Source organism: Streptomyces sp. CB00455, assembly GCF_001905445.1.
Classification (GTDB): domain Bacteria; phylum Actinomycetota; class Actinomycetes; order Streptomycetales; family Streptomycetaceae; genus Streptomyces.
On sequence record NZ_LIVQ01000002.1, the window covers coordinates 847,567 to 872,948 of the forward strand.

17 protein-coding genes are annotated in these 25,382 nt (G+C 72.8%); 4 read left to right on the top strand and 13 right to left on the bottom strand.

What is annotated here, in order from left to right; translation table 11 throughout:
• Positions 1 to 2: 2 nt before the first annotated feature.
• The 3 genes from AMK16_RS11280 to guaA all read right to left on the bottom strand — a co-directional run bounded on the left by AMK16_RS11280 (position 3) and on the right by guaA (position 3,886).
• Positions 3 to 1,259, bottom strand: a complete 1,257-nt coding sequence (locus tag AMK16_RS11280) for a hypothetical protein (RefSeq protein ID WP_073912750.1) — start codon at positions 1,257 to 1,259, stop codon at positions 3 to 5.
• Between the two features lie 102 nt (positions 1,260 to 1,361).
• Complete coding sequence (locus AMK16_RS11285) at positions 1,362 to 2,183, bottom strand: class II aldolase/adducin family protein (RefSeq protein ID WP_073912753.1); 822 nt, start codon at positions 2,181 to 2,183, stop codon at positions 1,362 to 1,364.
• Between the two features lie 116 nt (positions 2,184 to 2,299).
• Positions 2,300 to 3,886: a glutamine-hydrolyzing GMP synthase gene (guaA, locus tag AMK16_RS11290; protein WP_073912756.1), complete on the bottom strand. Its 1,587-nt coding sequence runs from the start codon at positions 3,884 to 3,886 to the stop codon at positions 2,300 to 2,302.
• Positions 3,887 to 4,179: 293 nt separating this feature from the next.
• Here guaA and AMK16_RS11295 point away from each other — a divergent pair, with 293 nt between their 5' ends.
• Positions 4,180 to 4,443, top strand: coding sequence for a chorismate mutase (locus AMK16_RS11295; RefSeq protein ID WP_073912760.1), 264 nt, complete (start codon positions 4,180 to 4,182; stop codon positions 4,441 to 4,443).
• 450 nt (positions 4,444 to 4,893) lie between these two features.
• Here AMK16_RS11295 and AMK16_RS11300 read toward each other — a convergent pair whose 3' ends face one another.
• The 6 genes from AMK16_RS11300 to AMK16_RS11325 all read right to left on the bottom strand — a co-directional run bounded on the left by AMK16_RS11300 (position 4,894) and on the right by AMK16_RS11325 (position 17,865).
• Positions 4,894 to 6,699: a GMC oxidoreductase gene (locus AMK16_RS11300; protein WP_073912763.1), complete on the bottom strand. Its 1,806-nt coding sequence runs from the start codon at positions 6,697 to 6,699 to the stop codon at positions 4,894 to 4,896.
• Between the two features lie 9 nt (positions 6,700 to 6,708).
• Entirely contained in the window at positions 6,709 to 8,337 is a 1,629-nt protein-coding gene (locus AMK16_RS11305) for a succinic semialdehyde dehydrogenase (RefSeq protein WP_073912765.1), read from the bottom strand.
• 113 nt (positions 8,338 to 8,450) lie between these two features.
• Positions 8,451 to 10,091 (bottom strand): serine/threonine-protein kinase, encoded by a 1,641-nt coding sequence (locus tag AMK16_RS11310; RefSeq protein WP_073912768.1) that lies wholly within the window; start codon positions 10,089 to 10,091, stop codon positions 8,451 to 8,453.
• Between the two features lie 125 nt (positions 10,092 to 10,216).
• A complete protein-coding gene (locus AMK16_RS38080) occupies positions 10,217 to 13,153 on the bottom strand; it encodes a protein kinase (protein ID WP_073912771.1) in 2,937 nt (978 codons plus the stop codon).
• 78 nt (positions 13,154 to 13,231) lie between these two features.
• Complete coding sequence (locus tag AMK16_RS11320) at positions 13,232 to 15,415, bottom strand: serine/threonine-protein kinase (protein WP_443333551.1); 2,184 nt, start codon at positions 15,413 to 15,415, stop codon at positions 13,232 to 13,234.
• 743 nt (positions 15,416 to 16,158) lie between these two features.
• Complete coding sequence (locus tag AMK16_RS11325; protein WP_073912774.1) at positions 16,159 to 17,865, bottom strand: glycerol-3-phosphate dehydrogenase/oxidase; 1,707 nt, start codon at positions 17,863 to 17,865, stop codon at positions 16,159 to 16,161.
• Between the two features lie 258 nt (positions 17,866 to 18,123).
• Here AMK16_RS11325 and AMK16_RS11330 point away from each other — a divergent pair, with 258 nt between their 5' ends.
• Both AMK16_RS11330 and AMK16_RS11335 read left to right on the top strand, forming a co-directional pair.
• Entirely contained in the window at positions 18,124 to 19,353 is a 1,230-nt protein-coding gene (locus tag AMK16_RS11330) for a nucleotide sugar dehydrogenase (protein ID WP_073912777.1), read from the top strand.
• Positions 19,354 to 19,468: 115 nt separating this feature from the next.
• On the top strand, positions 19,469 to 19,951 hold the full coding sequence (locus AMK16_RS11335) for a hypothetical protein (protein WP_073912780.1): 483 nt from the start codon (positions 19,469 to 19,471) through the stop codon (positions 19,949 to 19,951).
• 131 nt (positions 19,952 to 20,082) lie between these two features.
• Here the strand turns inward: AMK16_RS11335 and AMK16_RS11340 are convergent, their stop codons facing one another.
• The 4 genes from AMK16_RS11340 to AMK16_RS11355 all read right to left on the bottom strand — a co-directional run bounded on the left by AMK16_RS11340 (position 20,083) and on the right by AMK16_RS11355 (position 24,620).
• Entirely contained in the window at positions 20,083 to 21,207 is a 1,125-nt protein-coding gene (locus tag AMK16_RS11340) for a GuaB3 family IMP dehydrogenase-related protein (RefSeq protein ID WP_073912783.1), read from the bottom strand.
• Positions 21,208 to 21,397: 190 nt separating this feature from the next.
• Positions 21,398 to 22,897: an IMP dehydrogenase gene (guaB, locus tag AMK16_RS11345; RefSeq protein WP_073912786.1), complete on the bottom strand. Its 1,500-nt coding sequence runs from the start codon at positions 22,895 to 22,897 to the stop codon at positions 21,398 to 21,400.
• Positions 22,898 to 23,011: 114 nt separating this feature from the next.
• Positions 23,012 to 23,641, bottom strand: a complete 630-nt coding sequence (locus AMK16_RS11350; protein WP_073912788.1) for a sigma-70 family RNA polymerase sigma factor — start codon at positions 23,639 to 23,641, stop codon at positions 23,012 to 23,014.
• A 367-nt stretch (positions 23,642 to 24,008) separates the two neighbouring features.
• Complete coding sequence (locus AMK16_RS11355; RefSeq protein WP_003948568.1) at positions 24,009 to 24,620, bottom strand: response regulator transcription factor; 612 nt, start codon at positions 24,618 to 24,620, stop codon at positions 24,009 to 24,011.
• 385 nt (positions 24,621 to 25,005) lie between these two features.
• On the opposite strand from AMK16_RS11355, the gene AMK16_RS11360 reads away from it, so the two are divergent.
• Entirely contained in the window at positions 25,006 to 25,332 is a 327-nt protein-coding gene (locus AMK16_RS11360; RefSeq protein ID WP_030027725.1) for a WhiB family transcriptional regulator, read from the top strand.
• Positions 25,333 to 25,382: the final 50 nt, after the last annotated feature.

The window sequence follows — 25,382 nt, forward strand, 5'->3', positions numbered from 1 at the left end:
GATCACTCGGAGACGTCGATGCTGCAGCGGTTGGATTCCACTCCGGCGGCGGTCACCACCTGGATCTCGACCCGCCCCGGCTCCACCTCCGCCGGTACCGGCACGGTCAGCACGGCGTCGGAGGGGTTGGTGAACCCGCCCGGCACCGGGACCAGCGGCACGTGCACGTGCACCGCCCCGATCCGCACCACCAGCCGGGCCAGCATCTCCGGTGTCTGCGCCCCGGGCGGCACGAAGCCCACGCCCCGGATCTCGATGTCGTCCCCGGGGCGCAGGACCGCATCCAGGTCCCCGGGTTCGCGCCTGCGCACCACCGACAGCACCAGCGGGCGGCTGCCCTCCGCGTACTTGGCCGCCAGGTACACGGCGGCCGACAGGCACACCAGCAGCGCCAGCGCCCACGGCAGCTGCGGGAGCCGGTCCGGGAAGCGGGCCAGCGACACCGCCGCGTAGCCCAGCACCACCGTGGAGACGAGCACGTACTGGGCGTCCGGGAAGCTGCCGCGCCCCGCGTCGTCCGTCAGCAGGTCCGCGCCGCGCGGCCGGTCCGCCGGCAGCTTCTGCAACCGCTGACCCATGATCCGTACGGACACCACCCGGCGCACCAGCACGGCCACCGCCGAGGTCAGCGCGACCACCGCCAGCAGCGGCAGCGCCCGGTCCAGCGCGAACCCCGCGTACAGGGACTCCCGCTCCGGGCCGGGCACGGAGGCGGCCAGCCGCAGGGCGGGCAACAGCGCGGCGAAGGACGTCAGCACCACCCAGGCGCTCGGCACCGCCTTCGAGGTGGACAGCCGGTTGTCCTCGCCGACCAGGGGGGCCAGCAGACCGCCGCGCACCGACTGGGCGCGGGCCGCGACGGTGAGCATCCCGGCCAGGACGAGGGCCGCCAGCAGCGCGGCGGTGCGGGCCGTGGACCAGCCGGTGCCGAGAGCGGTGCCGACCTGGATCACGAGCAGGACCCCGGCCGCCATCCACACGGCGAGGACGGCCCGCCGGGAGAAGAGGTACAGCCAGGAGTTCCCGGCCTCCCGTCCGCGGTCGGCGACGGTGCGGGCCGACAGGGTCAGTTCGTCGGAGACCCACTGGCGGGAGGCGCCGAGGGAGTGGGCCACGGCGGCCGGCACGCCCTGGCCGGCGGCGAACTCGTCGCGCTTCTCCAAGAACGCGGCGACGGCGCGGCGGTGTCCTTCGCGGGCGCACTCCTCACAGACACAGGCGGGGGTGTGGGCACTTCGGGAGATCTCTTGGACAGCCACGTACGTGCCGCCTCTCTGAACTACGGTGCAATGCCAGCGAATTGTGCACCACTGCGCCGGTGCTCCGGATTGCGCACGATGTCAGAGCAGGTGATTAACCGTTCATGATGTTGACGCCACCCGCGCGGCGACGGCGTGGCGCAGGGGCTGGTAGCTCACCCAGGCGGCCAGGTCCGACCCGAAGCTCTCGCGCGTCCGGGCCGCGCCGCGGTGGTCGATGGACACCGGCTTGCCGGCCGCCCGCGCGATCAGCTGGACCTGCGCCGCCCGCTCGGCCGCGATGAACCACCAGACGGCGGCGTCGACGGAGTCCCCGACGGTCAGCAGCCCGCGGTTGCGCAGGACCAGCGCCTTGTAGGGGCCGAGCGCGCGGGCGGTCCGGGCGGCGTCCACGGGCCCGTCCCCGGTGAACTCGTCGAGCAGCGCGTGGTCCTCGTAGAAGGCACAGGCCTCCTGGGTGACGGGGGCCAGCAGCTCGCCGAGGGCGGCCAGCGCGCGGCCGTACGGGCCCTGCGCGCGGACCACGGCCACCACCTCGGGGCGCGCCCGGTGGACGGCGGCGTGCACGGCGAAGGCGAGCTGGTTGACCCGGCGCTCCCCGCGGACCACCCGCCCGTCCCCGTCGACCAGCAGCAGGTCCTCGGCGCCGAGGGTGGCGAAGGCCCGCCCGAAGGGGTTCACCCAGTAGCAGTCCTGGAATTCGGGGTCCCGCGCGGTGATCTGCCCGGTGATGCCGTCCTCGTACCCGAGGCCGCCCAGCAGCCGCAGCGCCTCGGCGAGGCGCTCCTTGCGGTGGGCCCGTTCCTGCCCGGCGGTGGCGTGCACGGGCGGCATGTCGAAGCGCAGCCGGTCCGCCGGTACGGGCGCGGGCGCGGGTCGGGGTGCGGGCGCGGGTGCGGATCGGGGTGCGGGCTGGTCCGGCATGGCCCCTCCTTCGGGTCGCGGCGCAAGCTACCCGGGCCCACCTGAAGTGGCCAGAGCAACGGCGAAGCCGCCGCTCCGGGAAGGAGCGGCGGCTTCGCCACGGGCACGGGAGGGGACTACTCCCACTCGATGGTGCCCGGGGGCTTGCTGGTGCAGTCCAGGACCACCCGGTTCACGTCCGGCACCTCGTTGGTGATGCGGGTGGAGATGCGGGCGAGCACCTCGTACGGCATGCGCGTCCAGTCCGCGGTCATCGCGTCCTCGGAGGAGACGGGGCGCAGCACGATCGGGTGGCCGTAGGTGCGGCCGTCACCCTGGACGCCGACGCTGCGGACGTCCGCGAGCAGGACGACCGGGCACTGCCAGATCTCGCGGTCCAGGCCGGCCGCGGTGAGCTCGTGGCGGGCGATGGCGTCGGCCTCGCGCAGCAGGTCCAGGCGCTCCTTGGTGACCTCGCCGACGATGCGGATGCCCAGGCCGGGGCCGGGGAAGGGCTGGCGCTGGACGATCTCGTCCGGCAGGCCCAGCTCCTGGCCGACCATCCGGACCTCGTCCTTGAACAGCTGGCGCAGCGGCTCGACGAGCTCGAACTCGATGTCGTCGGGGAGCCCGCCCACGTTGTGGTGGGACTTGATGTTCGCGGTGCCGGTGCCGCCGCCGGACTCCACGACGTCCGGGTACAGGGTGCCCTGCACGAGGAAGGCGACCGCCGGGCCCTCCTCCTGGAGGATCTCCAGCTGGGCCTGCTCGAAGACGCGGATGAACTCGCGGCCGATGATCTTCCGCTTGGTCTCCGGGTCGGAGACCCCGGCCAGCGCGTCCAGGAAGCGCTCCTGGGCGTCGACGACCTTCAGCTGCACGCCGGTGGCGGCGACGAAGTCCTTCTCGACCTGCTCGGTCTCGCCCTTGCGCATCAGGCCGTGGTCGACGTAGACGCAGGTCAGCTGGGAGCCGATGGCCTTCTGTACGAGGGCCGCGGCGACCGCGGAGTCGACGCCGCCGGAGAGGCCGCAGATGGCGCGCTTGTCGCCGACCTGCTCGCGGATGGCCGCGACCTGCTCCTCGACGATGTTGCCGGTGGTCCAGGTGGGGGCGAGGCCGGCGCCGCGGTAGAGGAAGTGCTCCAGGATCTGCTGGCCGTGCGTGGAGTGCATCACCTCGGGGTGGTACTGCACGCCGTACAGCTTCTTCTCGTCGTTCTCGAAGGCCGCGACCGGCACCACGTCGGTCGACGCGGTGACGGCGAAGCCCTCGGGGGCGGCGGAGCAGGCGTCGCCGTGGGACATCCACACCGACTGGTTGTCGGGGGTGCCCTCGAAGAGGGTGGAGCCCGACTTGGAGACGGCCAGCGGGGTGCGGCCGTACTCGCGGGCGCCGGTGTTGTCGACCTGGCCGCCGAGGGTGGTCGCCATCAGCTGGAAGCCGTAGCACATGCCGAAGACGGGGACGCCGGCCTCGAAGATGGCGCGGTCGATGCTGGGCGCACCCTCCTCGTACACGGAGGACGGGCCGCCGGAGAGGATGATCGCCTTGGGGTCCTTGGCCAGCATGTCGGCCACCGGCATCGTGCTGGGGACGATCTCGCTGTAGACCCGTGCCTCGCGGACGCGGCGGGCGATGAGCTGGGCGTACTGTGCGCCGAAGTCGACGACGAGAACCGTGTCCGGGGCGCTGTCGTGGGCGGCGGAGGGTGCTTCTGGCACGGGACGGCCTTCCGGCGGAAGAAGTGGCTGTTTTGTCGATTCTAACGGGGGACGTGCGGGCCGTTTCGTCTCACCATCCGAACCCGCTTGGCCGGGAGGGGGACGGGAGGCAATAATTCCTTCCGTGCGCAAGCAGCTGAGCTTCCTCTTTACCTATGGCACCGGCCGGTCCGGTCGCCATGGGTCCTCGTGATGCTCGCTTGAGCCGCTGACTTCCCAGAGCGCCCCGGTCCGACAGGACCGGGGCGCTCTCGCGTTCCCGCTCCTGTCGCCCTCACCCCAGGAGAAACGCCATGAACACCCTCGCCGCCACCCCCGAGCAGCTGATCGCCGGTTCCCGCGAGCGCATCGACGCGCTCGACGACCGGATCATCGGGCTGATCCAGGAACGCATGGCCGTCTCGGCGGTCATCCAGGAGGCCCGGATCTCCTCCGGCGGCCGCCGGGTGCACCTGTCCCGCGAGATGGAGGTGCTCCAGCACTGGAGCGATGCGCTGGGCAAGCCCGGCACCGGCCTCGCCATGACCCTGCTGGAGCTGTGCCGGGGCCGCGTCTGACGGGTGTTCGTCACTCGTCCGGACCGTGACCGCTCCCCGGGCCCTTTCGTTGGTGAGGGTGCCGCGCCAGCCAGGCGCGGGACCGCACCACCACGCGTGGCTCCGCCGGAGCGATGAGACGCACGCCCCGTGGAGCGTGCGTCGTGGGACCTCGCTGCGGCGCGTGACCGGACGGCAGGGGACAGCAGCCCGGTCACCCCATGGAGGACGGCCGGCCCGGGGGACGCCCCGGGCCGGCCGTCCTCGCGTCCCGGCCCCTCCGGCCGCCTACCGGCCGAAACGGCCCGCACGGCCCCCCGGTCCGCCCGGGCCGCAGCCGCCCGCTTCGGTGTGTGATCGACACCACAGCCCGGGAGGCGTGCTTCCGGTACAACCATCCGGACGGACCGCCTGTCACTCATGTACCGCGGTGGGTACCGCGCTCGGAGGGGGAGCGCGGTACCAACCCGGTCATCCGGCCGGGTCGCCGGAGCGCGCCGGGACCTCCGGGACCGCGAGGAACGGCAGCCGCAGCGCGCCGAACGCCTCCTTCGGGACCGCCGGACGGGCCGGCTCCACCGCCGCGAGGCGCAGGTAGCCGGCGCCCTGCTCCGGCCGCGGGTCCTGCTCGCCCTTGTTCGGCCAGTACGACATCGCCCGCTCGGCCTGCGCCGTGATCGTCAGCGACGGGTTGACCCCCAGGTTCGCGGAGACGGCCGAGCCGTCCACCACCGAGATGCCGGGGTGCCCGTAGAGCCGGTGGTAGGGGTCCACCACGCCCTCCTGCGCCGACGCGCCGATCGGGCAGCCGCCGAGGAAGTGCGCGGTGAGCGGGGTGCCCATCAGCTCGCCGACGTTGCTGCCCGCGAAGCCGTTGATCTCCTCGGCCAGGAGCGTCGCGGCCTGCGTGGCCTCCGCGATCTGGACCGGGTTCGGGGCGCCGTGGCCCTGACGGGCGGTGAGCAGGCCCTTGCCGATCCCGCCGGGCTTGCGGTAGGTCGTCAGGGAGTTGTCCAGCGACTGCATGACCAGCCCGATGATGGTCCGCTCCGACCAGCGCCGGTTGGACAGGGAGCGGGCCAGCTGCACCGGGTGCCGCACGGTCCGCGCGAGCCAGGCCCGGACCCGGTGCCTGCTGTAGGGCACCTGCAGGACGGTCATGAAGCCCATCGCGTTGGAGCCCTTGCCGTAGCGCACGGGCTCGATGTGGGTGTCGGCGTTGGGATGCACCGAGGAGGTGATCGCCACGCCCCGGGTGAAGTCGGCCCGCCCCGCGCCGCCGTGGCGCCTGCGGTAGCGGCGGTCGTCGGTCTGCGCGCCGACCAGGCCTTCGGAGTTGGTCCGGGTCAGTTCGCCGAGCCTGCCGGAGATCCCCGGCAGCTCGCCGCGGTCCTTCATGGTGTGCAGCAGGGTCTGGGTGCCGTAGGTGCCCGCCGCGACGACCACGTACCGGGCGCGCAGCACCTTCCCCCCGGCCTTGCGGCGGGCGTCGGTGGGGACCGTGAGGACCCGGTGGCCGCCGCCGGGGTGTTCGGAGAGCGCCGTGACGGTGGTCATGGGGTGGATGACGGCGCCGGCGCGCTCGGCCAGGTGCAGGTAGTTCTCGTTCAGGGTGTTCTTCGCGCCGTGCCGGCAGCCGGTCATGCACTCCCCGCACTCGGTGCAGGCCCCGCGCGCGGGCCCGGCGCCGCCGAAGTACGGGTCGGCGACCTCCTCGCCGGGCCGGACCCGGTCCGAGCCGTCCCCGTCCTGCCCTGCGTCCTTGCCGTCCCCGAAGAAGACGCCGACCGGGGCCATGTGGAAGGTGTCCGCGACGCCCATCTTCGCGGCGGCGGCCTTCAGGTGGACGTCGGAGGGGGTCATGGTCGGGTTCAGGCGCACGCCGAGCATCCGGCGGGCCTGGTCGTAGTACGGCGCCAGCTCGTCCCGCCAGTCGGTGATCGAGGCCCACTGCCGGTCCTCGAAGAAGGCGGCGGGCGGCACGTACAGGGTGTTGGCGTAGTTCAGCGAGCCGCCGCCCACGCCGGCGCCCGCGAGCACCATGACGTTGCCGAGCAGGTGGATCCGCTGGATCCCGTACAGCCCGAGGGCCGGCGCCCACAGGTAGTTGCGCAGGTCCCAGCTGTTCTTCGGCAGGCTCGCGCGGGTGAAGCGGCGCCCCGCCTCCAGGACGCCGACCCGGTAGCCCTTTTCGGTGAGCCGCAGCGCCGAGACCGCCCCGCCGAAGCCCGATCCGATGACGATGACGTCGTAGTCGTATGCGTCGTCGTGCGACACGGGTACCCCTTAGCGCAGTCGGAGAGCCTTCATGACCTTGAGGCTGCGGGTCATGAACGCCGCGTACTTCTCGTCGTCCATGCCCAGCGAGGGCGCCATCGGGAGCAGTCGCTGGTGGGCGACCGTCTGGGCCTCGGTGTACTTGAGGATGCCCTCGGAGCCGTGGCGGCGGCCGAGGCCGGAGTCCTTCATGCCGCCCATGGGCGCCTGGGCGGAGCCGTAGGCCGGCGCGTAGCCCTCGTTGATGTTGACGGTGCCGGTGCGCAGGCGGGCGGCGACGGCCCGGCCGCGGCGGGCGTCCTTGGTCCAGACGCTGGAGTTCAGGCCGTAGGAGGTGGCGTTGGCCTCCGCGACGGCCTGGTCCTCGTCGGTGAAGCGGTAGACGGAGACGACGGGTCCGAAGGTCTCCTCGCCGCACACCGCCATGGGCGCCTCGACGCCGTCGAGGATGGTGGGCTCGTAGAAGAGGGGGCCGATGTCGGGGCGGGCGGTGCCGCCGGCGACCACGGTGGCTCCCTTGGCCACGGCCTCGTCCACGTGCCGCTGCACGGTCTCCAGCTGGCGCTCGCCGACGAGCGAGCCCATGTCGGCGCCGTAGGCCAGGGAGCTGCCCAGACGCATCGCCTTGGTCCGGGCGGCGAAGCGGGCCACGAACTCGTCCGCGACCGAGGCGTGGACGTAGAGCCGTTCGATGGAGATGCACAGCTGGCCGGCGGAGGAGAAGCAAGCGCGGACGGCGCCCGCGGCGGCCTTCTCCACGTCGGCGTCGTGCAGGACCAGCATGGCGTTCTTGCCGCCGAGTTCGAGGGAGACGCCGACGAGGCGGGCGGCCGCTCCCTGGGCGACCTCGCGGCCGGTACGGGTGGAGCCGGTGAAGGAGACGTAGTCGGCGTACCGGACCACCTCGGGGCCGACGACGGGGCCCTCGCCGAGGACGATCTGGAAGACCTCGGCGGGCAGGCCGGCCTCGATCAGCAGCTCGCGGGCCCACAGGGCGGTCAGCGCGGTCTCGGTGTCGGGCTTCATGACCAGCGCGTTGCCGGCCACGAAGGCGGGCAGGGCGTCGCCCACGGACAGTTCGAGCGGGTAGTTCCAGGGGGCGATCTGGCCGACGACCCCGCGCGGCTGGCGCAGCTCGGTGACCTTGGTGAGGGTGGGCATGGCGCCCGTGTGGCCCTTGGGGCGCAGGTACGAGGGTGCCTTGCGGCCGTAGTGCCGGGCGGCGATGGCGACCGCCTGGACCTCCTCGTGGGCGTGCAGGCGGGCCTTGCCGGTCTCCAGCTGGATGAGGTCGAGGACCTCGGCCTGCCGCTCCAGGACCAGGTCGTGGAAGCGGAGCAGGACCGCGGCCCGCCGGCGTACGGGGACGGCGGCCCAGGCGCTCTGGGCGGCGCGGGCCCGGGCAAATGCCTCGGCCACGTCCTCGGGCGTGGCCTCGGGCAGCTCCGCCAGGCGCTCGCCGGTGAAGGGCGTGTGGTTGGCGGTGCGGCCGGAGCCGATCACCCCGCGGGTGAGGCGGGCCACCAGGTCGGGGGTGACCACGTCGGCGGCGGTGCGGGCACCGGCCGGGGCCGGGGCGACCGGATTGGTGGGAGCCGGTGCGGTGCGGAGGGGGGCCGGGGCCTGCGAGTCCGTCATGGCGGTGAGCGTATTGCGCCCGGCAGCCTTTGGGTACCCGTGGGTAACCGGATTTTGCCATTTCGCCAGTGATCGCTGGCAGAATCAGCCGGGGACGGGCCGCGACGGCGCGTTCACCGCGCCGCGGCGCGCGGCTGCCAGCCACTGAGCACGGTGTCGAACTGCCTCTGCGTGGTCGCCCAGTCGGCGGTCGGACCCGACATGTACACCGCGTACTCGGTGTCGTCGGGGGCGATGTACATCTGCTCGATCGCCCGCCGCGCCCCGGGGAAGTTCACCTTCTCCGTCCAGCTGAACTCCCACCGGGCCGCCCGCGTGCTGTCCCGGAAGGTGTTCTGGTTCATTCGCTTGCGCTCGTACCCCGGCAGCCGCGGCTTGACCTGCTTCTCCAGGTCGAGCAGATGCTCGAGCGGGGTGTCGAAGTCCGCGGTCTCGTCCATGGCGATCCGGATCCGGTGCTTGCCGTTGTCGGGGGTGTAGTCGATCTGATCGCCGTCCATCTGGCGCTGCCAGCCGTCGGGCACGAAGAGCGTGAAGCCCGCCGGATCGGTGACCTTGTTCCAGCCGGCCGGAGCACCCGGCGCCTGCCCGCTCTTGGTGTCGGCGCCCTGCCCGTCGGGGGCGCTCACGTTCTTGTCGTCACCGCCGTCCCCGTGCGTCCCGGCGGTGTACTTCAGCACCCAGAAGACACCGCCGCCGCCGAGCAGCGCCGCCACCAGGGCGACGGCCGCCGCGCGCCTGATCCGGCCCGCCGCGGCGGGCGGCGCGGGGACGGGGGCCGCTGCGGGCGCGGACGGTTCCGGCAGGAGCGCCGTCCGGCCGGTCTCCAGCGGGGCGGCCGGCCGCTCGGGGGCCTCCTGCGCCGGGGCCAGCTCCTCCGGGGTCACGGCGCGCGTCGGCACGTACGCCTGCGCGGCCCTCGGCTCACGCCCCTCCATCGCCTCCAGCAGCATCCGCTCGGCCTCGGCGGCCGAAGGACGCTCCAGCGGGTCCTTGCGCAGCAGGGCCGTGATGACCGGCCCGAGTGCGCCGGCCTGGCGCAGCGCCGGCGGTTCGTCGTTCACCACTGCCTGGAGGCTGGAGATCGGTGAAGTACGGCGGAAGGGCGAACGGGCCTCCACGGCCGTGTACAGGGTGGCGCCCAGCGACCACAGGTCGGAGGACGGGTCCGGTGACCCTCCGGTGACCCGCTCGGGCGCCAGGTAGTCGATGGAGCCGACGATCTCACCGGTTCGGGTGATCGATGAGTCGCCCTCGATCGCGGCGATCCCGAAGTCCGTCAGCAGTACCCGGCCGTCCCTGGCCAGCAGGACGTTGCCCGGCTTCACGTCCCGGTGCAGGACGCCGACCGCGTGCGCGGCGCGCAGCGCACCCAGCACGTGCAGTCCGATCCGGGCGGCTTCGCGGGGCTCGATCCGACCCGCCTCCTTGGCCGCATCGGCCAGCGAGGGACCGTCGATGTACTCCATGACGATCCACGGCCGGTCGTCGTGCTCCAGCACGTCGTGGACGACGACGACCGCCGGATGCTGGATCCGGGCCGCGGCCCGGGCCTCCTTCTGCGTCCGGGCGTGCATGACGTCCCGGTCGGCCTGCGCCACGTACAGACCCGCCGTCAGTTCCTTGACGGCGACGGTCCTGTGGAGCAGCTCGTCATGCGCGCGCCACACCTTGCCCATGCCGCCGCGGCCGATCGGCTCGACGAGCCGGTACCGGCCCGCCAGCACGGCGCCCCCACCTGTCTGCTGTTCCACGAAACCCCGCCGCTCTCTGCACCTCAGGCCAGATTACGGAGCCCACGGGCGCTGCCGGAACCGCCGGGGCGCCGAATGGCCGCACTGTGACGCAATCGCCGTACTGATCGGGCGTCAGCCCGCAGTCAGCCACCCGACTTGTAACTCGCCGTGGCTTTCTCGAAGACCTCGGTGACCTTGCCCTGTTCGTCCTCCGGGCCGGTCACCATGACGACGTGGTAGGTACCGCCCAGTGCCACGACGAAGTTGCGCGCGAAGACGTTGCGCCCGGTGCCGTCGATCCACGTGTACCGGCCCGTGGCGCGCAGTTGTTGGCCGACCTTGGTGGTCTTGACGTCGCCGACGGTCGACCAGGTGGAGGTGCGGTACGGCGTCAGCTCCTGCTCCTTGTCCTTCTGGTAGGCCGCCGGATCAGGATTGCCCTCGACCTTGTCCCGGCCGGGGACGACGGTCAGCGTGAACTGCCCCGCGGTGTAGCGGACCTGGCCCGCTTCGTTGATGCCGCGGCGCTCCCAGCCGTCCGGGACCGCGATCTCGAAGTGCTCGGGATCCTGCTGGGCGGTGTATCCGGCCGGAGCGGGCACGGGGGCGGCCGACGCGGAGGGGGGCGGCGTGGCCGTCTGGGGCGCCGGCTTGGACTCGGGGGTGCCGGTGGGGACGTGGGACGGGCTCTGCCTCGGCGGCGTCTGCGCGGTGCCGCCCCCGCCCGCCGGGCCGGCCGACCGGGGCATGAACAACAGCGCGTACGCCACGGCGCCCGCGAGGAGGACCATGATGCCGAGGAGCAGGCTCCGGCCGAGGGAACGGGGCTTGCGGGGGGCGGAGGGATTGCGGTGGCGCCCGTGGAGGTCGCCGCGGCGGCGCACGACGGGCAGGCGCGCGGGATCCGGCTCCGACACCGGAAGGACGCCGAAGCCGGCGTCGGGCTCGGGCGCGGACCGTACGAGCGAGCGGAGCCAGCCGCGAAGCTCCTCGAAGTCGGGCCGTTCGGTCGGGTCCTGACGCAGCAACGACTCGACGACCGGGCGCAGCGCCCCGCACTCCTCCGCGAAGGCGGGGGGCTCGGCGCAGACCATCTCGACGAGCTCGGCGACGCTGTCCTCGGGGTAGGGCGCGTGCCCCTGGACGGCGCGGTACAGCAGGGCGCCGAGTGCCCAGAGATCGGTGGCGGGGCCGACCGGGGGTGCCAGTTGCCAGTGTCCGTGCACGGGACGGGCCTGTTCGGGGGCCCAGCGCTCGGTGACGGCGCCGACGACGGCCATCCGCGTCTGCCGGGCCCGCTCGGCGTCCAGACCGGTCAGCGGACCGCCCCGGTCGGGGCGGCCGGGCTGGGGCTGGGGCTGGATCCGCGGCTGCGGCTGCGGCTGGGACTGGGGCTGCGGCAGCGGCTGGGGCTGCGGCCGGCGCTGTGCCTCGGTGTGCGGCTGGGTGTGCGGCTGCGGCCGGTGGTGTGGCCCCGGCTGCTGCGACGCCGTCTGCTGCCGCGGGTCCCGCCCGGCCTGCGGGGCACGCAGGTCCGGGGTGTCGTCGGCCTGGCGGTAGCCCTGCGGCAGCGCGAGCTGTGCGGGCAGCACAGGCCGGCCGGAACCACCCTCGGGCTCGGCCGGGACGTGCGCCTGCCCCTGGGCGGGGAGATCGAGTGCGGGCTGCTGGGGGGGCCGGGGCTCCAGCTCGGGCAGCGGCTCGAGCCCGGGGCGCGGCTCCAGCTCCGACCGCGGCTCCGCCTCGGGTGCGGAGAGCTCCGGGCGGCGGGGGGCGGCACCGTGCCAGGCCGGGGCGCCGCTCTCCGGGCCGCCGTACGGGTAGGAGTACCCCTGCGGCAGGGTAGATCCCTCGGGCCTGTGCTCCGGCGCCACGGGATCGGACTTGCGCTGCTCGCTGACCTTGGCGGCGGCCGCCCGCGCACCGGCCCGGTACGCGGCGATGGCCCCGGCGCGCGCGGCGGCCTTGAGATCGGGCCGGTCCTCGGAGCGTTCGGGGGTGATGTGGTCGTTGTAGCGGGGCCCGGTGTCGTACCCGGGAGCCACCAGAGGCGCGTACGCCGGCCCGGTCCCGGTTCCGGGCCCCGGCTCCGGACCGGCCTCGGGTCCGAAGGCGCGGCCGGCGTCGGTCCAGGGCTCCTCCTGACCTGCCGCGTACCGGGGACGGTCCACGTAGTCGGGGTGGTCGGCGTAGTCCGGGCGGCCGGGGTGGTCCGGGAGGCCGGGGTGGTCCGGGAGGCCGGGGGAAACCGGCCGGTCCGGCTCGCCCGGCTCGCCCGGCCGGCTCGGGTGGCCCGAGCCGTCCCAACCACCGCCGTCACGGCCGCCGGGAAGGGCCGGCTCCGCGGGGCCGCGCAGGGCGAGCCCCGTACCGGGCACCGAGCCGCCCGTGTCACGGCCGGGGGCGGGGGTCCCGAAGGCGAACTCCGTTACGGCACCGGGCGCCTGTTCCGCCGGAGCGGGGGGCCGTCCCCAGCCCGATCCCTCGTCGGGGGCGTCGCCGCTGCCCGGGACGGGGTCGTAGCCGCACAGGGCATCCTCCGCCGCTCCCGCCGCCAGGCCCGTCAGCACGACTCTTCCGTCGTCGCAGACCAGCACCGTCCGCACGGTGATGTTCCGGTGGGTCCAGCCGTGTGCGTGCAGCACCCGCAGGGCCGTCAGCACGTCGGAGGCGACCTCGGCCGCCCGGTAGGGACTCAGCGGTTCGTCGGCGATCAGCGCCGCCAGGGGCCTGGCCGGGACGAGTTCGCTCACTATCCACAGCGAGCCGCCCTCGGCGAACACGTCGAAGACCTGGTCCAGCCGGGGGTGGTCGGGGATCGAGGCCGCGGCCTGCGCCGCCTCGATCGCGCGACGGACGGCGGGCAGGTCCGCCGGGGTACGCCGCCCGGCCGCCAAGGCGGCCCCGGGCCCATCCAGCAACTCGGCATCCACGACCTCCGGCAACGGCACCTGCCGTAACAGGACTTCCTGCCCGCTACGGGTGTCGAAGGCCCGGGTCTCCACCAGTTCGTACTCGTCCGACGGCGGCAGCGGCAGACGGTAGCGGTGGGCCAGGATCCGGCCCGCGTAGTCCTCCACTTCGCCTCCCCCGAGTGCGGTGGGTCCCCCGTGGCCCCGCTGCCACGATACGTCGGGAGGGGTGCCCGCGTCCCGGGGTCAGCTCAGCGACTGGAAGGTCTCGAACGCCGTGGCGCGCATCTGGGTGCACTCGGGGCCGCCCCACTGGTCGGCGGGGCAGCTGATCATGATGGCGTAGCCGTGCTTGGCGTCCATCTTGAAGCCGCGGTTCAGGACCCGGACCTTGGTCCCCTTCTGCTCCCGTTCGAACTCCCAGTCCGCGACGGTCGGGTAGCCCCGGTACTCCACCGTGTCGATCCTGATGTGGTGGTAGCCCGTGCTGCTCTTCGACGTGCCGGGGACCGACTCGGCCCAGGCGGCGCGGGCGTCGTCGCCGGGGCTGCCGGTGTAGTCGACCTGGATGCGCGGGAATCCGCCGTCACGGCTGTAGATGACGCCGGAGTTCTCGCCCGCTATGCCCGTCTGCTTGAACCCCTCGGGCATCCCTATCGAGAAGTGGAAGCCGGGCTCCGTCACCAAGGTGTAGCCCGCGGGCAGGCCCGTTACCGGAGCCCCGCCCGTGGTGCCCTGTCCCTGGCTGCCACTGCCGTTTCCGCTGCCGCTGCCGCTGCCGCCCCCGTCGGGGGCGGGCGTCTGCTGTCCCTGGCCGCCCCCGCCGGTCTGGCCGCCCTGTTCGCCCGGCTTCGCGGAGGGCTGGGGCGAGGGCGATGTGCCGCCGCCCGGCGACGGCTTGGCGGATGCGGCGGGGGTGGGCTTGCCGCCCTTGCCCGCGTCCTTGCGGCCGGTGTCGTCGCCGCTCATGGCGTAGGCGATCAGCGAGCCGACCACCGCGAGCACCACGACCACGGCGGCTATCGCGAGCACGATGGTCCGGCGCGGCATGACGTCGGTGAGCGGGGCCACGACCGACGACGCCTTGCCCGCGGGCTTGGCGGCGGGCTTGGCCGCCGGGGGCTCCGCGGCGGATGCGGCAGCGGTGGCCGTGGCGGCGGCCGCCGCCTTGCGGGCGGACTTCAGGGCGGCGCGGGCGCGTTCGCGCTGCTCGCGCTCCCGGCGCTCGCGCTCCTTCTTCGCCGCCTTCTCGGCCGCCTTCTCCGCGGCGGCCTTCTCGGCGGCCTCCTTGGCGTCGATGAGCGGTATGTGCCGCGTCTCATCGGCGACCGGGGCCGGCACGGGGACAGGCGCGGGCTCGGGCGCGTTGACGACGGCGGTGAGCAGCGCCCGGGCCCGTGCGTCGTCCAGCCGGTGGGCCGGGTCCTTGGCGAGCAGACCGTAGATGACCTCGGTCAGCGGGCCCGCGTTCTTGGGCGGGTCCACCGGCTCGGTCATCACGGCGGTGAGGGTGGCGAGTGCGGACCCCTTGTCGTACGGGGGCACGCCCTCCACGGCGGCGTACAGCAGGCCGCCGAGCGACCACATGTCGGCGGGCGGGCCGGGCTTGTAGCCGCGGGCGCGCTCGGGCGAGATGTAGGAGGGGGCTCCGACGAGCATGCCGGTGGAGGTGACGGAGGGGTCGCCCTCGACCTGCGCGATGCCGAAATCGGTGAGGACGACCCGGCCGGTGGCGGCGATCAGCACGTTGGACGGCTTGACGTCCCGGTGCAGGATCCCCTGACCGTGGGCGGCGCGCAGGACGTCGAGCACCGCGAGGCCGACCTCGGCGGCGCGGTGGGGGGTGAGGGGGCCGTTCTCCCGGATGAACTCGGCGAGCGACGGGCCCTCGATGAGCTCCATGACGATCCACGGGCGCGCGTCCTCGTCGACGACGTCGTAGACGGTGACCGCTCCGCCGCTGCGGATCCGCGCGATGGCCTTGGCCTCGCGGAGGGTGCGGGTGATGAGGCGGCGCTTCTCGTCCTCGTCGACACCGGAGCCGAAACGGAGTTCCTTGACGGCGACGGTCCGGCCGAGGGTCTCGTCCTCGGCCCGCCAGACGGTACCCATACCGCCCTTGCCGAGCACGGTCCCGAGCCGGTAGCGACCGGCCAGCAGCCGCCCCTTGTCCTTGGCGTCCTTGCCGCTCGCCGCCACGTCCTTCCTGCCGCCGACGGCCGCGCCCTCGACGGCGCCCACCTTGGCGGCGCCCGCCTTGGCATCGGCCGCCTTGGCGTCGGCCGCCTTGGCGTCGGCCGCCTTGCCCGCTGCCGGCTTGCCGTCCGCGGGCTTCACCCCGCCGGCGGGCTTCGCGTCCGCGCGCGCATCGGCGGTCTGACCCTTGCCCAGCCGCAGCTTCCCGCCCCCGGCCTTCACACCGTCAGCCACCGGCGCCACCTTCCCGGAGGCAGACTTCGCCCCGTCAGCACCGCCCGCAGACCCAGCACCCGCCCCCTTCACGTCCCCGACCTCCACCACAGGCGCACCGGCAGACTTCGCGTCCCCGGATTCCACCACAGGCGCACCGGCAGACTTGGCGTCCCCGGACTCCGCCGCGGCAGCGGCAACAGCTGACGCCCCGCCCGCGCCGGGCTTCACACCCTCAGGCTTCGCCGCAGGCGAACCGGCAGACTTCGCATCCCCGACCTCCACCACAGGCGCACCGGCAGACTTGGCGTCCCCGGACTCCGCCGCAAGGGCAGGGGCAGGCTTCGCGTCCTCGGGCTCCGCCGCGGCAGCGGCAGCAGCTGACGACCCACCCTCGCCAGGCTTCACACCCTCAGGCTCCGCCACAGGCGAACCGGCAGACTTGGCGTCCCCGGGCTCCGCCGCGGCAGCGGCAGCGGCAGCAGCTGACGCCCCGCCCGCGCCGGGCTTCCCATCCTCGGGCTTCGCCGCAGGCGCAACGGCGGGCGCAGTGGCACCGGCCCCGTCCACCCCGGGCTTCGCCGCAGGCGACTCGGTGTGCTCCGGCTTCGACATGCGTCCCCTCTGCGATCGTGCCGCCCGCTCCGGCAGCCCCGGCAGCGGCCGGGGTCCGCGGTAACCCGCCCCGGCAGAACCCTCATTGTTCCTCACCTCGCAACGGACGGACGCCCCGGGTCCGCGGTTCCCCGTTCCGCATTCCGGAGTTACAACGGAACGATGTCCGGCGCCCCCAGCCGCGCCGCGTCCGCCGTCTGGTCGTCCGGCTGGCGCTGCGATTCCCGTTCTGCCTGGACCCGCTTCTCGTAGTGCTCCACTTCCTTCTCGATCTGCTGCTCGTCCCAGCCCAGCACCGGCGCCATCAACTCCGCGCACTCCCGCGCCGACCGCGTCCCACGGTCGAAGGTCTCGATCGAGATCCGCGTCCGCCGCGTCAGCACGTCGTCCAGGTGGCGGGCGCCCTCGTGCGAGGCGGCGTACACGATCTCCGCCCGCAGGTAGTCGTCCGCCCCGGCCAGCGGCTCGGCGAGGCCCGGGTCGGCGGCGATGAGGTCCAGCAGCTCTTCCGTCAGGGAGCCGAACCGGTTCAACAGGTGCTCCACCCGCGCCACGTGAAGACCCGTCCGGGCCGCCATGCGCGCCCGCCCGTTCCACAGCGCCCGGTAGCCCTCCGCGCCCACCAGCGGCACGTCCTCCGTCACGCACTGCGCCACTCGCTGGTCCAGCCCGTGCACCGCCTCGTCGACGGCGTCCTTGGCCATGACCCGGTACGTCGTGTACTTGCCGCCCGCGACCACCACCAGTCCCGGCAGCGGGTGCGCCACCGTGTGCTCGCGCGACAGTTTGCTCGTCGCGTCCGATTCGCCGGCCAGCAACGGCCGCAGGCCCGCGTACACGCCCTGCACGTCGTCCCGCGTCAGCGGTACCGCCAGCACCGAGTTCACGTGCTCCAGCAGGTAGTCGATGTCCGCGCTGGAGGCCGCCGGGTGGGCCTTGTCCAGGTCCCAGTCGGTGTCCGTGGTCCCCACGATCCAGTGCCGACCCCACGGGATGACGAACAGCACCGACTTCTCGGTCCGCAGGATCAGCCCGGTGGACGAGTGGATCCGGTCCTTCGGCACGACCAGGTGGATGCCCTTCGACGCCCGGACGTGGAACTGCCCGCGCTCCCCGATCAGCGCCTGGGTGTCGTCCGTCCACACGCCGGTCGCATTGACGACCTGCTTGGCGCGGATCTCGTACTCACCGCCGTCCTCGACGTCCCGCACGCGTGCGCCCACGACCCGTTCGCCCTCGCGCAGGAAGCCGATGACCCTGGCCTGGTTGGCGCAGTGCGCGCCGTACGCCGATGCGGTCCGCACCAGCGTCGCCACGTAGCGCGCGTCGTCCATCTGGGCGTCGTAGTACTGCAGGGCGCCCACCAGGGCGTCCTTGCGCAGGGCGGGCGCCACCCGCAGTGCGCGCTTGCGCGACAGGTGCCGGTGCACCGGCAGTCCGCGCCCGTGCCCGCTGGAGACCGACATCGCGTCGTAGAGCGCGACGCCCGAGCCCGCGTACAGCCGCTCCCAGCCCTTGTGCTGCAAGGGGTACAGGAACGGCACCGGCTTCACGAGGTGCGGCGCGAGGCGCTCCAGCAGCAGGCCGCGCTCCTTCAGCGCCTCCCGCACGAGGGCGAAGTCGAGCATCTCCAGGTACCGCAGTCCGCCGTGGATCAGCTTGCTCGACCTGCTGGAGGTGCCGGACGCCCAGTCCCGCGCCTCGACCAGCCCGGTGGACAGGCCCCTGGTCACCGCGTCGAGCGCGGTGCCGGCGCCGACCACTCCCGCGCCCACGACCAGGACGTCCAGCTCCCGCTCGGCCATCTTGGCGAGGGCCTCGGCGCGCTGCGCCGGTCCCAGTGTCGCTGTCCTCACGGCTGCCTCCCGTTCGTGCGGGCCTGCCCCCGCGTCGTGCGAGTGATCCCGCTCGCATGCCCCCGTTTCATGATTCTGACCGTCCGCACCCACATCAGCCACCGGCTGTGGACAACACAACGGCGACCACTACCCCAGAATGCGACATATCTTTCATATATACGCCTAGTCTGACATTGCGCCAGCTCTTCGGGGCTTTGCCTGTCCACAGGGCTTGCGCGCGCATCCCCCTCATGTCAGGGAAGGGACGGCACCCCCATGCCCGCAGACCTCGCCGTCATCGGACTCGGCCATCTCGGCCTCCCCCTCGCCCAGGCGGCCGTCGCCGCCGGGATCGAGACGGTCGGCTACGACAGCGGTCCGGTCACGGACTCCACCCTCACCGCCGCCGAGATCCGCCGCATGTCGGCGGCCGGCTTCCGGGTCACCACCAACCCCGCCGAGCTCGGCCGGGTCCGCACCGCCGTCATCTGCGCCCCCACCCAGCTGGGGGCCGACCGCGCGCTCGACCTTTCCGCCGTCGGGGAGGCCGGCCACGCGCTCGCCGCCCGGCTGCGCCCGCACACGACGGTGATCCTCGAATCCGCCGTCCACCCCGGCGTGACCGAGGACCACCTCCGTCCCATCCTCGAAGAGGGCTCCGGACTGCGCGCCGGCCGGGACTTCCACCTGGCCTACTCCCCCAGCCGCCTCGACCCGGGCAACCGCACGCACGGCGTCTCCAACACCCCCAAGGTCATCGGCGGCCTCACCCCCGCCTGCACCGAGTCCGCGCACGCCTTCTACGCCCGCCTCACCGAGAAGGTCGTCCGCGCCCGCGGCCTGCGCGAGGCCGAGACCGTGCAGCTCCTGGAGACCAACTACCGGCACGTCAACATCGCCCTCATGAACGAGATGGCGGTGCTCTGCCACGATCTCGGCGTCGACCTGTGGGACGTCATCCGCTGCGCCGAGACCAAGCCCTACGGCTTCCAGGCCTTCCGCCCCGGCCCCGGGGTCGGCGGCCACGGCGTCCCCCTGGACCCGAACTACCTCCCCCACACCACCCGCACCCCCGGCCACCCGCTGCGCATGGTCGGCCTGGCGCAGGAGATCAACAACCGGATGCCGCAGTACGTCATCCAGCGTTCCGCCACCCTGCTGAACGAGCACGGCAAGTCGGCCCGCGGAGCCCGCGTCCTGCTGCTCGGCGTCACCTACAAGCCCGACCTCGCCGACCAGGAGGGCTCCCCGGCGCGCGAGATCGCCAGCCGCCTCCTCGACCTGGGCGCGTCCGTCAGCTACCACGACCCCTTCATCGCGGGCTGGCGCGTCAGGGACCTGCCGGTGCCCCGCGCCGAATCCCTGTACGAGGCCGCCGCCAACGCCGACCTGACGATCCTGCTCCAGCACCACCGCACCTACGACCTGCAGGGCCTGGCGGTGAAGGCCCAGCTGCTCCTCGACACCCGCGGCGCCAGCCCGGCGGGCGCGGCCCACCGTCTCTGACCTCCGCAAATCCCCCCACGGATGGCAGGGCCTGCTGCTAGCCTGCGGCGTCACTCATCTCGCACACAAGTCCCCGGGACACGTGTGCGTCCTGTATCCCCGGGGGGATCACACAATGAGCCAGAACTTCCCGCAGCCGCCCGAGCCCGACGACTTCACCGCGGCCCCGCCCGCCCCGGCCCCGGCCCGCAGCGGGAACCTGGCCCTCGGCGTCGCCGCCGCCGTCGTCGTCGCGCTGGTCACCGCCGGAATCTACGGCGCGATCATCGGCGCGTCCAGGCACGAGATCGGTTACGCCGCTGTCGGTGTCGGCGCCTTGATCGGCTTCGCCGCGGGCAAGCTGGGCGGCCCGAACCCGGTCGTGCCCGTCGTGAGCGCCCTGCTGTCCGTGGCGGCCGTCTTCGCCGGGCAGATCCTCGGCATCGCCGTGATCGACGCCCATCAGCTCGGCGTGAGCATGCTCGACATGCTGGACCTCGGCGTCTCCGTCTCCCTGCTGTTCGACGTCTGGAAGCAAGACGCGGACCCGCTGACGTACCTCTTCTTCGCCGTCGGCGCCTACGCGGCCTTCCAGACGGCCCGCAAGACCGCGGCCTGACCCGGTTCCCGGCGAAGGCGCCGCCCCGCACACGCCGGAGGGCCGGCACCCTGATCGGGGTGCCGGCCCTCCGGCGTTCGTCCGCGCGCCCCCGGATCCGTACGCGGTGGTACGGGACCCGCGGGAGCCGGTCAGCGGCTGTGCTGCGAGTCCGCCACGGTGACCTCGACCCGCTGGAACTCCTTGAGCTCGCTGTAGCCGGTGGTGGCCATCGAACGGCGCAGCGCGCCGAAGATGTTCATCGAGCCGTCGGGGCTGTGCGAGGGGCCGGTGAGGATCTCCTCGGTGGTGCCCACCGTACCGAGGTCGACCTTCTTGCCGCGCGGCACGTCCTCGTGGACGGCCTCCATGCCCCAGTGGTTGCCCTTGCCGGGCGCGTCGGTGGCACGGGCCAGCGGGGAGCCGATCATCACGGCGTCCGCGCCGCAGGCGACGGCCTTCGGGATGTCGCCCGACCAGCCCACGCCGCCATCGGCGATGACGTGCACGTAGCGGCCGCCGGACTCGTCCATGTAGTCGCGGCGGGCCGCGGCCACGTCCGCGACGGCGGTGGCCATCGGGACCTGGATGCCGAGCACGTTGCGCGTGGTGTGCGCGGCGCCACCGCCGAAACCGACCAGCACGCCCGCCGCGCCGGTGCGCATCAGGTGCAGGGCCGCCGTGTAGGTGGCGCAGCCGCCCACGATGACCGGGACGTCGAGCTCGTAGATGAACTGCTTGAGGTTCAGCGGCTCGGCGGCGCCGGAGACGTGCTCCGCCGACACGGTGGTGCCGCGGATCACGAAGATGTCCACGCCCGCCTCGACGACGGCCTTGGAGAACTCGGCGGTCCGCTGCGGGGAGAGCGCCGCGGCGGTGACGACGCCCGAGTCGCGCACCTCCTTGATCCGGCGGCGGATCAGGTCCGCCTGGATCGGGGCCGCGTAGATCTCCTGGAGGCGGCGGGTCGCGGTCGCCTCGTCCAGCTCCGCGATCTCGTCGAGCAGCGGCTGCGGGTCCTCGTACCGGGTCCACAGGCCCTCGAGGTTCAGCACGCCGAGGCCGCCGAGCTCGCCGATGCGGATGGCGGTCTGCGGGGAGACGACCGAGTCCATGGGGGCGGCCAGGAAGGGGAGCTCGAAGCGGTACGCGTCGATCTGCCAGGCGATCGAGACCTCCTTCGGGTCCCGGGTCCGCCGGCTCGGGACGATGGCGATGTCGTCGAACGCGTACGCCCTGCGGCCGCGCTTGCCGCGCCCGATCTCGATCTCAGTCACGTGTGGTGGCCTTTCCTCTGGGTCTGCCCGTCCAGTATCCCCGACGGGCGCGGGACTGCGTTTCGGTGACCGCTGTACGGACGTACGGCCGCAGGGACGGTGCGTCGCGCGGGCGCACACGGCGAAGGGGCGGGTCCGGCGGCAGCGTTTCCTCGCTGGCTCCGGGCCCGCCCCTCCACGTACGGCGGTGTCAGCTCTTGCGGCTGTAGTTCGGTGCTTCCACCGTCATCTGGATGTCGTGCGGGTGGCTCTCCTTGAGGCCCGCCGAGGTGATCCGGACGAAGCGGCCCCGGTCCTGGAGCTCGGGGACGGTGCGGCCGCCGACGTAGAACATCGACTGGCGCAGACCGCCGACGAGCTGGTGCACCACCGCGGAGAGCGGGCCGCGGTAGGGCACCTGGCCCTCGATGCCCTCGGGGATGAGCTTGTCGTCGCCGCCCACGCCCTCCTGGAAGTAGCGGTCCTTGGAGAAGGAGCGCTGGTCGCCGCGGGACTGCATCGCACCGAGCGAACCCATGCCGCGGTAGGACTTGAACTGCTTGCCGTTGATGAAGAGCAGCTCGCCCGGGGACTCCTCGCAGCCGGCCAGGAGCGAGCCGAGCATCACCGTGTCCGCGCCGGCGACCAGGGCCTTGGCGATGTCACCGGAGTACTGCAGGCCGCCGTCGCCGATGACCGGGACGCCCGCGGCCTTGGCGGCCAGCGCGGCCTCGTAGATCGCGGTGACCTGCGGGACGCCGATGCCGGCGACGACGCGGGTGGTGCAGATGGAACCGGGGCCGACGCCGACCTTGATGCCGTCACAGCCGGCGTCGATCAACGCCTGGGCACCGTCGCGGGTGGCGACGTTGCCGCCGATGACGTCGACCGTGGAGTTCGACTTGATCTTGGAGACCATGTCGCCGACCAGGCGGGAGTGGCCGTGGGCGGTGTCGACGACGATGAAGTCGGCGCCCGCCTCGATCAGCGCCTGGGCGCGGTCGTAGGCGTCTCCGGCGACGCCGACGGCGGCGCCGACGAGCAGGCGGCCTTCCTTGTCCTTGGCGGCGTTCGGGTACTTCTCGGCCTTGACGAAGTCCTTGACCGTGATGAGGCCCTTGAGGATCCCCGCTTCGTCCACGAGCGGGAGCTTCTCGATCTTGTGGCGGCGCAGCAGCTCCATGGCGTCCACGCCGGAGATGCCGACCTTGCCCGTGACCAGCGGCATCGGGGTCATGACCTCGCGCACCTGACGGCTGCGGTCCGACTCGAAGGCCATGTCGCGGTTGGTGACGATGCCCAGGAGCTTGCCGGCCGCGTCGGTGACCGGGACACCGGAGATGCGGAACTTGGCGCACAGCTGGTCGGCCTCGCGCAGCGTCGCGTCCGGGTGCACCGTGATGGGGTCGGTGACCATGCCGGACTCGGAGCGCTTGACCAGGTCGACCTGGTTGGCCTGGTCGGTGATCGACAGGTTGCGGTGCAGGACGCCCACGCCGCCCTGGCGTGCCATCGCGATGGCCATGCGGGCCTCGGTGACCTTGTCCATGGCGGCGGACAGCAGCGGCACGTTGACGCGGACGTTCCGCGAGATGAGGGAGGAGGTGTCGATCTCGTCCGGCGCCATGTCCGACACGCCCGGCAGCAGCAGCACGTCGTCGTAGGTCAGTCCGAGCGTGGCGAATTTGTCGGGCACTCCGTCGGTAGTCATGACACCTTCCCAATGGTCTTGCTCAGCGCGGATGTCCATGCTAACGGGATCCCGCAGCGTCTCATTCCACGACGAAGGCCAGGGGGAAGTTTCGTGCCTTCCTCCTACTGCCCGCTACTGCTCGGCGAGCGCCCGCAGCCTGCTCAGTGCCCGGTGCTGGGCCACGCGGACCGCGCCCGGGGACATGCCGAGCATCTGCCCGGTCTCCTCGGCGGTCAGTCCGACGGCCACCCGCAGCACCAGGAGCTCGCGCTGGTTCTCGGGGAGGTTGGCCAGCAGCTTCTTGGCCCAGGCGGCGTCGCTGCTGAGCAGCGCCCGCTCCTCCGGGCCCAGCGAGTCGTCGGGCCGCTCCGGCATCTCGTCGGAGGGCACGGCCGTACTGCCCGGATGGCGCATGGCGGCCCGCTGCAGGTCGGCGACCTTGTGCGCGGCGATGGCGAAGACGAAGGCCTCGAAGGGGCGCCCGGTGTCCCGGTAGCGCGGCAGGGCCATCAGGACGGCGACGCAGACCTCTTGCGCCAGGTCCTCCACGAAGTGGCGGGCATCACCGGGAAGCCGCGAGAGCCGGGTGCGGCAGTAGCGGATGGCGAGGGGGTGGACGAAGGCGAGCAGGTCGTGCGTGGCCTGTTCGTCGCCCTCGACCGCTCGGCGCACGAGCGCGCTGACAGCCCCGGCGCTCCCGCCTCTGGCGGCGCCGGTGGAGCCTGTGGCCGCGGGTGACCCCGTGGCCTCGTCGTCGCGCATCAATCCATGGTGCCTTGGCGCCGGAGCATCCGCGGCACCGTGGCCTTGGTTGTGCATCGAAGCGTTATGAGCGGGTGCGCCGGTACTCATGGTCTGCACCCTCCCCTCCCCGCTCGGCCGAATGGTCCCCAGGACTCCACATCTCCAAGGATGCGGCACACCCTCAAGGATGCGGCATCGCGCACGAAGCGACACGTCCCCCGGATTGTGCCCCTCCAACCCCCGGGTGCGCACGGGGTACGACGGGACGGGCCGGGCCGGACCGGAAGGCGGCGCGCCGCCCCGTCCGCCTGGGCGGACGGGACCGCAGCCGCTCACCGGCCCCGGACCTCGCGGTCCGCCGGCGGGCCGGGCCGCGACTTGCGGGTCAGCGGACCAGGCCCCAGCGGAAGCCGAGCGCCACGGCGTGCGCCCGGTCCGAGGCCCCGAGCTTCTTGAACAGCCTGCGGGCGTGCGTCTTGACCGTGTCCTCGGAGAGAAAGAGCTCGCGCCCGATCTCCGCGTTGGACCGGCCGTGGCTCATGCCCTCCAGCACCTGGATCTCACGGGCGGTGAGGGTGGGCGCGGCGCCCATCTCGGCCGAGCGGAGCCGGCGCGGGGCCAGTCGCCAGGTCGGGTCGGCCAGGGCCTGGGTGACCGTGGCCCGCAGTTCGGCGCGCGAGGCGTCCTTGTGCAGGTAGCCGCGGGCGCCGGCGGCGACCGCGAGGGCCACGCCGTCCAGGTCCTCGGCGACCGTCAGCATGATGATGCGGGCCCCGGGGTCGGCCGAGAGCAGCCGGCGAACCGTCTCCACACCGCCCAGCCCGGGCATCCGTACATCCATCAGAATGAGGTCGGAGCGGTCGGCACCCCAGCGGCGGAGGACTTCCTCGCCGTTGGCAGCCGTCGTCACACGCTCGACGCCGGGCACGGTGGCAACCGCGCGACGGAGCGCCTCTCGGGCAAGCGGGGAGTCGTCGCAGACGAGGACGGATGTCATGACCGCCCTCCGCAGCTGCTGATGCGCGTCACCTTGAGCCTCCAGGCTGGTACGTATCGTCACCTGAGCGGTCGATGCCCCCGGACACCTGTCCGAGGACGTATGGGTTCAACCGCCTTCGCACTCTCAACGATGGTCACTCGAAAGAGTTACGGGTCGGACGGACACCTTCAGCACTCTACGTGAGGAAGCGATCACGGCCCGGGCACCACGAGTGGCGTGTCGTCCATCTGGAGCTATGCCCTATTTGGCGGCTTTCCTTCCGTTTGGCACATGTCTGAGGCTAGATTCCCAATGAGTCATATTTACATCTACTACGACAGTAGGTGTGGAGACATGCACCGTATCCGCCTCAGTACCGGCACCAAGAGGATGAGGACTACCCATGGCAGATTTCTCCCGCCTCCCCGGACCGAACGCCGATCTGTGGGACTGGCAGCTGCTCGCTGCATGCCGAGGGGTCGACAGCTCCCTCTTCTTCCACCCGGAAGGTGAGCGGGGCGCGGCCAGGAGCGCGCGCGAGGCCTCGGCGAAAGAGGTCTGCATGCGTTGCCCGGTGCGCTCCGAATGCGCCGCGCACGCGCTCGCCGTCCGCGAGCCCTACGGGGTCTGGGGAGGACTCACCGAGGACGAGCGGGAGGAACTGATGGGCCGGGCCCGGCACCGTCTGATCCCGGCGTCCAGTGCGATCGGACCGATCGCCCCGCACTGAACGGAGCACGAAACGTCGGAAGGAACGTTTCTCCCGCACACCGCGCCACC

What these genes read in the sequence shown, in the direction of transcription:
- AMK16_RS11285 (WP_073912753.1), bottom strand. Translation starts at nt 2,183, where the DNA reads ATGCCGGACCAGCCCGCACCCCGATCCGCACCCGCGCCCGCACCCCGA.
- AMK16_RS11295 (WP_073912760.1), top strand. Translation starts at nt 4,180, where the DNA reads ATGAACACCCTCGCCGCCACCCCCGAGCAGCTGATCGCCGGTTCCCGC.
- AMK16_RS11305 (WP_073912765.1), bottom strand. Translation starts at nt 8,337, where the DNA reads ATGACGGACTCGCAGGCCCCGGCCCCCCTCCGCACCGCACCGGCTCCC.
- AMK16_RS11330 (WP_073912777.1), top strand. Translation starts at nt 18,124, where the DNA reads ATGCCCGCAGACCTCGCCGTCATCGGACTCGGCCATCTCGGCCTCCCC.
- AMK16_RS11335 (WP_073912780.1), top strand. Translation starts at nt 19,469, where the DNA reads ATGAGCCAGAACTTCCCGCAGCCGCCCGAGCCCGACGACTTCACCGCG.
- guaB (WP_073912786.1), bottom strand. Translation starts at nt 22,897, where the DNA reads ATGACTACCGACGGAGTGCCCGACAAATTCGCCACGCTCGGACTGACC.
- AMK16_RS11350 (WP_073912788.1), bottom strand. Translation starts at nt 23,641, where the DNA reads ATGCGCGACGACGAGGCCACGGGGTCACCCGCGGCCACAGGCTCCACC.
- AMK16_RS11355 (WP_003948568.1), bottom strand. Translation starts at nt 24,620, where the DNA reads ATGACATCCGTCCTCGTCTGCGACGACTCCCCGCTTGCCCGAGAGGCG.
- AMK16_RS11360 (WP_030027725.1), top strand. Translation starts at nt 25,006, where the DNA reads ATGGCAGATTTCTCCCGCCTCCCCGGACCGAACGCCGATCTGTGGGAC.